Origin of the sequence: Gryllotalpicola sp. (assembly GCF_027352875.1) — a bacterium.
In the GTDB taxonomy this organism is placed as follows: Bacteria; Actinomycetota; Actinomycetes; order Actinomycetales; family Microbacteriaceae; genus Gryllotalpicola.
Map to the genome: position 1 here is coordinate 20,683 of NZ_DAIEII010000059.1, position 10,499 is coordinate 31,181.

The 10,499-nt window shown below is 69.9% G+C and carries 10 protein-coding genes; 2 read left to right on the forward strand and 8 right to left on the reverse strand.

The window, feature by feature from the left end; genetic code table 11:
* Positions 1 to 70 precede the first annotated feature (70 nt).
* From M7D61_RS07035 to rsmI, 7 genes are all read right to left on the reverse strand, one after another.
* Positions 71 to 2,398 (reverse strand): MMPL family transporter, encoded by a 2,328-nt coding sequence (locus tag M7D61_RS07035; protein ID WP_298228927.1) that lies wholly within the window; start codon positions 2,396 to 2,398, stop codon positions 71 to 73.
* Positions 2,399 to 2,581: 183 nt separating this feature from the next.
* Positions 2,582 to 2,938, reverse strand: coding sequence for a VOC family protein (locus M7D61_RS07040; RefSeq protein WP_298228929.1), 357 nt, complete (start codon positions 2,936 to 2,938; stop codon positions 2,582 to 2,584).
* Positions 2,939 to 2,955: 17 nt separating this feature from the next.
* Positions 2,956 to 3,888 (reverse strand): 4-(cytidine 5'-diphospho)-2-C-methyl-D-erythritol kinase, encoded by a 933-nt coding sequence (locus M7D61_RS07045; RefSeq protein ID WP_298228931.1) that lies wholly within the window; start codon positions 3,886 to 3,888, stop codon positions 2,956 to 2,958.
* A 2-nt stretch (positions 3,889 to 3,890) separates the two neighbouring features.
* Complete coding sequence (gene rsmA, locus M7D61_RS07050) at positions 3,891 to 4,751, reverse strand: 16S rRNA (adenine(1518)-N(6)/adenine(1519)-N(6))-dimethyltransferase RsmA (RefSeq protein ID WP_298228933.1); 861 nt, start codon at positions 4,749 to 4,751, stop codon at positions 3,891 to 3,893.
* A gap of 4 nt (positions 4,752 to 4,755) precedes the next feature.
* Positions 4,756 to 5,607: a TatD family hydrolase gene (locus M7D61_RS07055; protein WP_298228935.1), complete on the reverse strand. Its 852-nt coding sequence runs from the start codon at positions 5,605 to 5,607 to the stop codon at positions 4,756 to 4,758.
* Positions 5,597 to 7,174 carry a methionine--tRNA ligase gene (gene metG / locus M7D61_RS07060; RefSeq protein WP_298228937.1) on the reverse strand — a complete coding sequence of 526 codons (1,578 nt, stop codon included), beginning with the start codon at positions 7,172 to 7,174 and terminating at the stop codon, positions 5,597 to 5,599. Before metG ends, M7D61_RS07055 begins: the two co-directional genes overlap by 11 nt.
* Before the next feature lie 10 nt (positions 7,175 to 7,184).
* The gene (gene rsmI / locus M7D61_RS07065) at positions 7,185 to 8,039 is read right to left on the reverse strand and encodes a 16S rRNA (cytidine(1402)-2'-O)-methyltransferase (protein WP_298228939.1); all 855 of its coding nucleotides are present in this window, start codon (positions 8,037 to 8,039) and stop codon (positions 7,185 to 7,187) included.
* 48 nt (positions 8,040 to 8,087) lie between these two features.
* Here rsmI and M7D61_RS07070 point away from each other — a divergent pair, with 48 nt between their 5' ends.
* Positions 8,088 to 9,701, forward strand: coding sequence for a phospholipid carrier-dependent glycosyltransferase (locus tag M7D61_RS07070; protein ID WP_298228941.1), 1,614 nt, complete (start codon positions 8,088 to 8,090; stop codon positions 9,699 to 9,701).
* On the opposite strand, the gene M7D61_RS07075 is transcribed toward M7D61_RS07070, so the two are convergent.
* Positions 9,698 to 9,931, reverse strand: a complete 234-nt coding sequence (locus M7D61_RS07075; RefSeq protein WP_298228943.1) for a hypothetical protein — start codon at positions 9,929 to 9,931, stop codon at positions 9,698 to 9,700. The two genes, M7D61_RS07070 and M7D61_RS07075, sit on opposite strands and share 4 nt — an antisense overlap.
* A gap of 123 nt (positions 9,932 to 10,054) precedes the next feature.
* Between M7D61_RS07075 and M7D61_RS07080 the strand changes: the two genes are divergently transcribed.
* Positions 10,055 to 10,499 (forward strand): rhodanese-like domain-containing protein (locus tag M7D61_RS07080; RefSeq protein ID WP_298228945.1); only part of this gene is annotated, 445 nt, incomplete at its 3' end.

Here is a 10,499-nt window from a genome sequence, read left to right on the forward strand (position 1 = left end):
GGTATGAAATCCATAGTCGATATGGAAACCGTACCTCACCACGCGCGCACGGCCGCGTCGACCGCCTCCGTCAGGCCGCGTTCTCGCGCACCTGCTGGGCCGCGATCGAACGCACGAGGGCGTCTCCCTCGATGTCGAAGTTGGGGAGGACGCGGTCGAGCCAGCGGGGCAGCCACCAGGCCTTGTCGCCGAAGAGGGCCATGATCGCGGGGACGAAGGTCATGCGCACGACGAAGGCGTCGATGAGGATGCCGAAGGCGAGCGCGAAGCCGAACTGCTTGATCATGGGGTCCTCGTTGAACGCGAATCCGGCGAACACCGACGTCATGATGATCGCCGCGGCGACCACGACCCGGCTGGCGAGCGAGAAGCCGAAGACGACGGATTCGCGCCCGCGGTGCCCGTGGACGTGCGCTTCTTTCATGGACGAGACGAGGAAGACCTCGTAGTCCATGGCGAGGCCGTAGAGCACGCCCGTGACGACGATCGGCAGGAGGCTGAGCACGGGCGAGGTGGCGTTGAGCCCGAGGATGCCCTGCACCCAGCCCCACTGGAACACAGCGGTGGTCGCTCCGAAGGTGGCGAAGACGGTGAGCAGGAATCCTACGGTGGCCTTCAGCGGCACGACGATCGACCGGAACACGAGGAGCAGCACGATCAGCGAGAGCCCGATGACCACGGCGAGATAGAGCGGCAGCACCTGGGCGAGCCGGGCGGAGATGTCGACGGCGAGGGCGGTGAAGCCGGTGACGCCGACGGTGACGCCCTGCACGCCCTCGAAGCCGGCCGCGCGGTCGCGGACCACGTGGATCAGATCCGTGGTCTTCGGATCGGTGGGCCCGGTGGCGGGCGTGACGGAGAAGATCGCGGTCGCGGCGTCGGGACTGAGCCCGGCCAGCTGCACGGCTGCCACACCGGGCAGGCCGCTCAGGTCGCGATCCAGATTGACCAGGTTCTGGGTGCTGATCCCCTTCCCGTCCGGGCTGTCGGCGGCGACGACGAGCGGACCGTTGTAGCCTTCGCCGAAAGCACTGTCGATCACGTCGTAGCTGGCGCGCTGGGGGGTTCCCTTGTTGTAGCTGGACCCGGCGGGCAGGCCGAGATCCATCGTCGCCATCGGAATCGCGACGGCACCGGCGATGATCACCGCGGCGACGACAGAGAGGACGCGGTGCCGGGTGAGGAACGTGGACCAGGCGTGCGCCACCCGGTGCGCGCCGCCGACCACGGAGTTCTGCTCCGCCTTGAGCCTGGTCTTGGCGGAGCAGATCCGCTCGCCGATCAGGCCCAGCAGAGCCGGCAGCAGCGTGTTGGCGGCGATCACCGCGATGGCCACCGTCACGGCCGCGACGACGGCCATCGTGGTGAGCATCTGGACGCGCACCACCATCAGCGCCAGCAAGGCGATGATGACCGTGGTTCCGGCGAACACGACGGCGCTGCCCGACGTGCCGAGCGCCCTCCCGGTGGCTTCGTGCGCCAGGAGCTTCTGGTCGAGGATGAGTCGGCGTTGCCGGTTGACGATGAAGAGCGAGTAGTCGATGCCGACGGCGAGACCGACCATGAGGGCGAGCATGGCGGTCAGCGATTGCATGGTGACCAGATGCGAGAACGTGAAGGCGCCGCCGACCCCGACGGCGATGCCCATCAGCGCGGTGCCGAGCGGGAGCCCTGCTGCGACGACGGAGCCGAGCGTGATGAGGAGCACGAGTGCGGCGACGATGAGCCCGATGATCTCGCCCGGGCCGACCAGTGCCGGCGCCGCGATCATGGCCGATGAGGGCAGCACGCGAATGCCCTGCGCGCTCACGGCCTGCTCGGAGACGTTGACCGTGTGGCTGATGGCGGATGCCGGCAGCTCGTAGGTCTGCTTGTCGAACTCGAACTGGAAGAGGGCGACCTGGCCGTTCGGAGAGATCGCCACGCCCGGCACCTGCTGGCCGCCGACGAGCAGCGGAGTCGGCTGCGCCCGTGCGGGGGGAGGCAAGGCGGCATCCGCCTTGGCGATCGCGGCAGCCGCCTGCAGGAGTGCGGTCGCCTGGCCGCTGGCCACCTGGGCGGCGAACTCCTCAGGCGCGTTCACCACGTGCGGCGCGCCATAGACCGCATCGATCGCCTTCGTCAGGGCGGTCAGATTCGCGCCCGTGTCGATTCGCTCGCCCGTCGGCGCCTCGAAGGCGATGATGCCCTGCCCGCCCGCGGCCGCAGGCAGGCGCTGGGCAAGGTTGTCGATCACGCTCTGCGACGGCGTGCCGTCGATGCGGATCTCGGTGCTCAGCTTGGGCGGACTCGCGACCAGGATGCCCACGATCACCCCGAGCACGACCAGCCAGGCGCCGATGAAGTACCAGGGCCGCCCATAGGCGGCCCTGCCGATTCGGTACAGAAGCGTCGACATCCGTTTGCTCTCTTTCCGGGGACCGTCGGCAGCACTGCGCCGGGGCGGCCCGCGCGTCATGCCGATCTCGTAGCGAACTCTCAAAACGATAGTCAGCCATCCCACCGACGAGAGCGCGGAGGGATTGCGCTCGCTCGGCGACCTGGCCGAGGTCGCTCGCGACTTCCGCGCGGGGGAACCGCGTCAGGCCGGAGGAAGCGACTTGTAGACGACCAGGCCGTTGCCCTGGCTGTCGTACACCACGGCACGGCGCTCGTGGGCATCGTTGTACGGCCCCCTCGCGACGCCGCCGCCGTTGTCCTCGATCGCCGCGGCGACGCCGTCGACGTCGTCGGTCTTGATGCCGACGACGACCTGGCCGTAGATCGGATGATCCAGCTTCGTCGCCAGCGCGAGCGTCACCGTCCCCCCGTCGAGCGCCGCGAAGTGGTTGCCATCGCGGAACTTCAGCGGGAACCCGAGGGTCTCCGTGTAGAACTTGATCGATTCGTCGAGATCCTCGGTCGACAGGACGATCATCTTCACCTGCGCGTCACTCATGATGCCGAGGCTACCGTTCACAAGGTCACCCGCGGGCCGTGCACCGGGCCGGTGACGTGCACCGCCTCGACCCGCGATGCCGACAGCGCCACTTGCAGCTCGAGCGCCGTGTCGGGGTCGGCGGCGAGGAAGGCGATCGTCGGCCCCGATCCGGTGACCATGCCGCCGAGGGCGCCGTTCTTCTCTCCGAGTTCGAGCACGGCGGCGAGCTGCGGTGCGAGGTGGAGGGCGGCGACCTGCAGGTCGTTGCCCATGGCCTCGGCGAGCATCTCGGCGTCGCCTGCGCGCAGCGCCTGAAGCACCTCGGTGCTGACCTGCGGGTGGACGGGAGGCATCCCGATGTCGACCTTGTGGCGGGCGCGGTGGGCGTCGAGCTCGGCATAGACCTGGGGCGTCGAGAGGGGGAAGTCGGCAAGGGCGAGCACCCAATGGAACGTGCCTGTGGCCAGCGCCGGGGAGAGCTTGTCACCGCGGCCGGTGCCGATCGCCGTGCCACCCGTGAGAGCGAACGGCACGTCGGCGCCGAGGCGCACCGCAACCTCATGCAGTTCGTCGCGGGTGGCGCCGAGACCCCAGAGCGCGTCGCACGCGACGAGCGTCGCTGCGGCATCCGCCGAACCGCCGCCCATGCCGCCCGCGATCGGCACATGCTTCTCGATGTCGAGGTGCACGCCGCCCTCGTAGTCGAACTTGCGGGCGAGGGCGCGCGCGGCGCGAATGGCGAGGTTCTCGGAATCCAGCGGCAGCGCCGAGCCGTTGACCGGGCCGGTGAACGCGACGCTGAACCCGGTCGCGGGCTCGGCGCGCACCTCTTCGTAGAGCGACACCGCCTGGTAGGCGCTCGCCACGTCGTGGTAGCCGTCGTCCATCACCTCGCCGACGGCGAAGAACACGTTGAGCTTGCCGGGCGCGCGCACCTGGACGGCCCCGTCGCGGTTCAACGCGGACATGGTCACAACCTATCCGCCTGCAGACGGCGCCCGAGCTCGACGAACTGGGCGAGGAGGAGCTGCTCGCCGCGGAGGGTGGGGTCGATTCCGGATTCCTCGAGGGCGGCCGTGGCGCGACCTGCGTCGCCGAACACCGGCGCCAGCGCCTGCCGCAGCATCTTGCGGCGCTGCCGGAAGGCCGCGTCGACGACCTGGAAGGTCGTGCGGCGCAGCGCCTCATCGCCCGGCTCCGACGTATGCCGCTCGAAGGATATGAGAATCGAGTCCACATTGGGCACTGGCCAGAACACCTGCCGGCTCACGCTGCCGGCCGTCGCCCACTCGCCGTACCAGGCGGCCTTGACGCTCGGTGCGCCGTACTCCTTGCCGCCGGGGCCGGCAGCAAGGCGCTGGCCGACCTCGGCCTGAACCATGACGACGCCCGATCTCAGGGACGGTACGTGCTCGAGCAGGTGCAGCAGCACGGGCACCGAAACGTTGTAGGGCAGGTTCGCGACGAGACGGGCTGGATCGCCGGGCAGGTCGGTGACGCGCAGGGCGTCCTCGTGGATCACCGTGAGGCGACCGGCCGCCTCGGGTGCGAACTCGGCGACGATCTCGGGCAGGCGGTCGGCGAGCCGGCCGTCGATCTCGACGGCGACGACGGAGGCGCCGGTCTCGAGCAGTCCCAGCGTCAGCGAACCGAGACCCGGGCCGACCTCGGCGACGGTCTCGCCGGCGCGGACGCCGGCGATCCGCACGATGCGGCGCACCGTGTTGGCGTCGTGGACGAAGTTCTGGCCGAGCCGCTTCGTCGGGGTGACGTCGAGGGATTCCGCGAGCGTGCGCACCTCGGTGGGGCCGAGCAGCCTCACCTCGGCCATCCGCTCACCACTCCCCATAGACCGCGACGGTGTTCGCCGCGAGCTGGGCGCCGAGCTCGTCGACGCCCAGGCCCAGATGCCCGGCCATGAAGCGCACGGTGTGCGGGATGAGGTACGGCGCGTTGGGGCGGCCGCGCCAGGGCACCGGCGTGAGGTACGGAGCATCCGTCTCGACGAGGATGAGCTCCCGCGGCGCGATCTCGAGCGCCTCGCGCAGGTTCGGAGCGTTCCGGAACGTCACCGTCCCGGCGAAAGAGAGGTACCAGCCTCGATCGGCGGCGAGCCGAGCGAGCGCGGCGTCGCCCGAGAAGCAGTGGAACACTGTGCGCTCCGGTGCTCCGACGCGCAGCAGAGTCTCGACGACCGCAGCATGCGCATCGCGGTCGTGGATCTGCAGGGCGAGGCCGTGCTCCTTCGCCATGGCGATGTGGGCCTCGAACGACGCGATCTGCGCAGCGAAGTCCTGCGGCTCGGTACGGAAGAAGTCGAGCCCCGTCTCGCCGATGGCCCTCACTCGCGGCAGTTCTGCGAGGTCTGCGATCGCCGCGAGGTGGTCGTCGAGCAGATTCTCCTTGGTCAGCCTCGGTACCTCGTTGGGGTGCAGGGCGACCGCCGCCAGCACCCTGGGGTCGACGGCGGCGCGATCGGCCGACCAGATCGAGGTCTCGAGGTCGACGCCGACCTGCACCACCCCGGCGACGCCGACGGCGGCGGCGCGATCGAGATGCTCGGCGGGCGAGAGCCGCTCGAGACCCTCGATGTCGCGATGCACCGACGGGTCGAGGTGGGTGTGGTTGTCGTAGACCGGAACCGCAAGCGGTTCCGGCAGCGGAGGATACGTCAGGTCAGCGGGCATCGTCGATGCGCGGGAACAGCGCCTCGAGCTCGCCGACGACAACCCCGGCCGGCAGCCGGCCCCAGCGCCCGGCATCCCGCAGCGGCTGGGCGGCGAGCGCGCCGAGCGCACCCTCGACCCCGAGCGCCGACCACAGCTTCGTCGTCGCCTTGGGGATGACGGGCGAGAGCAGCACCGCGAGGGCGCGCAGCCCCTCGGCCGCGGTGTAGAGCACGGTGGCCAGCCGGTCCCGCTGCGTCTCGTCCTTGGCGAGGGCCCACGGCTCCTGCTCGGTGACGTAGCCGTTGAGGACGTCGACGATCTCCCACACGGCGGCGATGGCCTCGTGCACGGCGAAGCGCTCGATCGCGGCATCCGCTGCCGCGGCGGCCGCCGCGACGGTAGCGGCCACGGCCTCGTCCGCCGCCTGGACAGCACCCGACGCCGGCACGACCCCATCGAAGTACCGCCTCACCATCGCGACGACGCGTGACGCGAGGTTGCCGAAGCCGTTGGCGAGCTCGGCCTGGTAGCGGGCGGCGAGGTCCTCCCACGAGAATGAGCCGTCCTGCCCGAGCGAGATCGCGCGCATGAAGTAGTAGCGGAACGCGTCCGAGCCGAAGGTGTCGGTGATCTCGCTCGGCGCGATGCCGGTGAGCTTCGACTTCGACATCTTCTCGCCGCCGACGAGCAGCCATCCCGTGCCGAAGACGCCCGCAGGCACCTCGAGGCCGGCGGCCAGGAGCAGCGCCGGCCAGATGACCGCGTGGAAGCGGAGGATGTCCTTGCCGACGAGGTGATAGGCGGGCCAGCGGCGCTCGAAGTTCGCGGAATCCGCGCCGTAGCCGATCGCGGTGATGTAGTTGAGCAGTGCGTCGACCCAGACGTAGAGGACGTGCGACTCGTCCCACGGCAGCGGGATGCCCCAGTCGAAGGTCGACCGCGAGATCGAGAGGTCCTGCAGCCCCTGCGACACGAAGGCGACGACCTCGTTGCGTGCGCTCTCCGGCTGTACGAAGTCGGGGCGCTCCTTGTAAAGGTCGAGCAGCTGCTGCTGGAACTGCGACATCCGGAAGAAGTAGTTCTTCTCCTGCAGCAGCTCCAGCGGGCGACCGTGGATGGCGCACACCTTCTGCCCCGCGAACTCGCCGTCGCCGTCGAGGATCTCGCTCTCGGGCTTGAACTCCTCGCAGCCGACGCAGTACAGCCCGCCGTATTCGGCCTCGTAGATGAACCCGTCATCATGCAGCTTCGAGATGAAGGCCTTTACCGCGCTCTCGTGGCGCTCGTCGGTGGTGCGGATGAAGTCGTCGTTCGACATGTCGATCGTCTTGAGGAGCGGATGCCACGCCTCGGCGACGAGGCGATCGGTCCACTCCTTGGGGGTGGCGCCGTTCGCCGTCGCGGTGCGGAGGATCTTCTGGCCGTGCTCGTCGGTGCCGGTGAGCAGCCAGGTGTCATCGCCCGCCTGGCGGTGCCAGCGCGCCAGCACGTCCGCCGCGACCTCCGCGTACGCGTGCCCGATGTGGGGCACGTCGTTGACGTAGAAGATCGGGGTCGTGATGTAGAACGGGCGGCCTGCAGGCATGACTTAAATCCTATGGGCGAGGGGATTGCGCTCCGGCCGCGTTGCGGGGCGCTCGCGCGCGCAGGGCGGCCTCGTAGAGCTCGCGCCGACCCAGGCCGGTGGCGGCGGCGACCTCGGCGGCGGCATCCCTGAGGCGCATGCCGGATGCCGTGAGCGCGAGCACCCCTGCCACACCGCCGTCGAGCGAGGCCGCGACCTCGCCCGCGCCCCCGGTCACGATGACGATCTCGCCGCGCACGCCGCCGGCCGCCCACGCCGCGAGCTCGGCGGCGGTGCCGCGGCGGACCTCCTCGTGCAGCTTGGTGAGCTCGCGGGCGACCACGACCGGGCGGTCGGCGCCGAAGGCCTCGGCGAGCGCGGCGAGCGAATCGGCCAGCCGGTTGGGCGACTCGAAGAAGATGAGCGTGCGCTGCTCGGCGGCGAGAGCGGCCAGACGGGTGCGGCGCTCGCCGGGCTTGCGCGGCAGGAATCCCTCGAAGGCGAAGCGGTCGGTGGGCAGCCCGCTCAGCGCGAGCGCGGTGAGCACCGCCGACGGCCCGGGCAGCGCGGTCACCCTCACGCCCGCGGCGATCGCGGCCTGCACGAGGTGGTAGCCGGGGTCGCTGACGGTGGGCATCCCGGCATCCGACAGCACGAGCACATCGGTGTCGCGCGCCAGCTCGACGAGTTCGGCCGAGCGCTCGCGCTCGTTGTGGTCGTGGAGGGCGACGAGCCGCGGGTGCGCGTCGATCTTCAGCGCCTGGATGAGGTGCGAAGCCGTGCGGGTGTCCTCCGCCGCGATGACCTCGATCGTGGCGAGCGCCTCGATGAGCCGCCTGCTCGCGTCGCCGAGGTTTCCGATCGGCGTCGCGGCGAGGATGATCACCGCCACAGCATAGAAGGCGCGCTGTGGCGCGCCGATAGCATGACCCGCGTGACCCATCCCGATGCGTTCGATGAGGCGCTCGACGTCGACCCGGACGAGGTCGACGTCGAGCCGCGGGGCATCCGGCTCGACGCGTGGTGGCAGCGGATCAAGTACACCCCGGGCTGGCGCTGGGGGTGGAACTGGGGCGCGCCGCTCGCGGTCACCGCCCTCGCCGCGATCCTGAGGCTGTGGGACCTCGGATTCCCGCACCAGCTCGTCTTCGACGAGACCTACTACGTCAAGGATTCCTGGTCGACGATCCACCTCGGTTACGAGGGCACCTGGGGCTCGACCCCCAACCCCGGCTTCGAGTCGGGCAGCTCGAGCGGGGTCAACGCCTACACGAGCAGTCCGGAGTTCGTCGCCCACCCCCCGCTCGGCAAGTGGATCATCGGCGCAGGCGAGGCGCTCTTCGGCGTGCAGACCGCCTTCGGCTGGCGCATCGCGACGGCCGTCGTCGGCATCCTCGCGGTCGTCCTGGCGATGTGGGTCATCAAGCGCCTCTTCGGATCGCAGCTCATCGCCCTCATCGGCGGTTTCCTCTTCGCGATCGAGGGCAACGCGATCGTGCTCAGCCGGGTGGCCCTGCTCGACAACACCGTGATGTTCCTCGCCTTCGCCGGGGTGGCGTGCGTGCTGCTCGACCGCGAATGGCACCGGCGAAGGCTCGAGCGGTGGATCGCCGACCGCATGGTCGCGGGCCGCACCCTCGGCTCCGGTCCCGCGATGTGGTGGCGCCCCTGGCTCATCGCGGCCGGCGCCCTCTTCGGCTTCGACGCGGCGACGAAATGGTCCGGCTTCTACTTCCTCGGCGTCTTCGCCTGCTACGTCCTGCTCACCGACGTGCTCGCCCGGCGCCGTGCGAAGCTGCCCGACTGGCAGGGGTCGATCGTCAAGCAGGGCGCCATCGACTTCGTGCTCACGGTGCCGGTCGCGCTCGCCGCCTACCTCGCCTCGTACAGCGGGTGGCTCCTCACCAAGGGCGGCTGGGACCGCTCCTGGGTCGAGCAGGACCCGACCCGCGCCTGGGGCGGCGCCCTCGGCTGGGTACCGCGCTGGTTCCAGGATCTCTGGCACTACCAGACCGAGATGTACGGCTTCGACATCAACCTGCACACGCCCCACGCGTACATGTCGCAGCCCATCTCGTGGCCGATCATGCTGCGGCCGACGTCGATGTACTGGATGGACTACCACGACGGCACGATCGGCGCGATCAACGACCTCGCCAACCCTCTCATCTGGTGGGGTGGCACCGCGGCCGTCGCCTACCTCATCTACCGGGCGGTGCGCTTCCGGGAGTGGCAGTCGGGATTCATCCTCGCCGGCTACGGCGCAGGATGGCTGCCCTGGGTGCTCTTCTACTCGCAGCGCACCATCTTCACGTTCTACTCGATCGCCTTCGAGCCGTACCTGATCCTCGCGATCGCCGCGGCCGTCCGGCAGGCGCTCGGCTCGCCGGATGACCCCAGGCGACGGCGCAGCACCGGGTTCTGGTGGGTCGGCGTGCTCGTCGTCCTCGCGATCGCGCTCACGGTCTTCTTCTGGCCCATCTGGACCGGCGAGCGCATCAACTACTTCTACTGGCTCGCCCACATGTGGTTCCCGAGCTGGATCTAGGCCGGCCTGGGCCCGGTCGACCCTGGTGCGGCGGCGGGAAGCATCGAGAACGACCAGCCGGATCCGGCGAGCGCGACGCCCCAGCCGCCGCCCGGCTGCCAGCCCACGACGAATCCGGTCGCGAAGGCGATGAGCGTCGCGATGGGGCAGCGCAGCGTGTCGGAGAGCAGTGCGCCGGGAGTGGTGGGATCCGTGCGGGCGGCGTGGGCCGCCTGAGTCGGACGTGTCAACCTGAATTGCGTGGCCCCCGCAGCCCGTCGACCGGCGCAGATTTCCACCTTCCGAGTGCGCACAGTGCACGATTTGCGCACGCGCGGTCCAACGAGGATCCCCCCGCAGTTAATGTGGTGTCCGTGGCCCACCCCCTCTTCGAGTCCCTGCCCGACTCGCCCCTCGTCACATCCGACTGGCTCGCCGCCCACCGCGGCTCCGACAACCTCGTCGTGCTCGATGCGACGGTGCTCGTCGTGCCCGGTTTCAACGGCCAGAGCGCGTATCTCAGCGGCGACGAGCAGTACCTCGTCACCGGGCACATTCCCGGCGCCGTCTTCGCCGACGTCATGGAGGTCTTCAGCGACCCCGAGGGCGAGTACCCGTTCACCCGGCCGTCGCGCGGCCAGTTCGAGCACGCGGCTCGCACCGTCGGCGTCGACTCGGACAGCGCTGTCGTCGTCTACGACAACGCCGTCGGCCAGTGGGCGTCGCGGCTGTGGTGGCTGTTCCGCGCCTTCGGCTACGACGATGTGCGCGTTCTCGACGGCGGCCTCAAGAAGTGGGTCGCCGAGGGCCGCGCCGTCG

Coding starts and splice junctions, on each gene's coding strand:
- M7D61_RS07035 (WP_298228927.1), bottom strand. CDS start 2,398: ATGTCGACGCTTCTGTACCGAATCGGCAGGGCCGCCTATGGGCGGCCC.
- M7D61_RS07040 (WP_298228929.1), bottom strand. CDS start 2,938: ATGAGTGACGCGCAGGTGAAGATGATCGTCCTGTCGACCGAGGATCTC.
- M7D61_RS07045 (WP_298228931.1), bottom strand. CDS start 3,888: ATGTCCGCGTTGAACCGCGACGGGGCCGTCCAGGTGCGCGCGCCCGGC.
- rsmA (WP_298228933.1), bottom strand. CDS start 4,751: ATGGCCGAGGTGAGGCTGCTCGGCCCCACCGAGGTGCGCACGCTCGCG.
- M7D61_RS07055 (WP_298228935.1), bottom strand. CDS start 5,607: ATGCCCGCTGACCTGACGTATCCTCCGCTGCCGGAACCGCTTGCGGTT.
- metG (WP_298228937.1), bottom strand. CDS start 7,174: ATGCCTGCAGGCCGCCCGTTCTACATCACGACCCCGATCTTCTACGTC.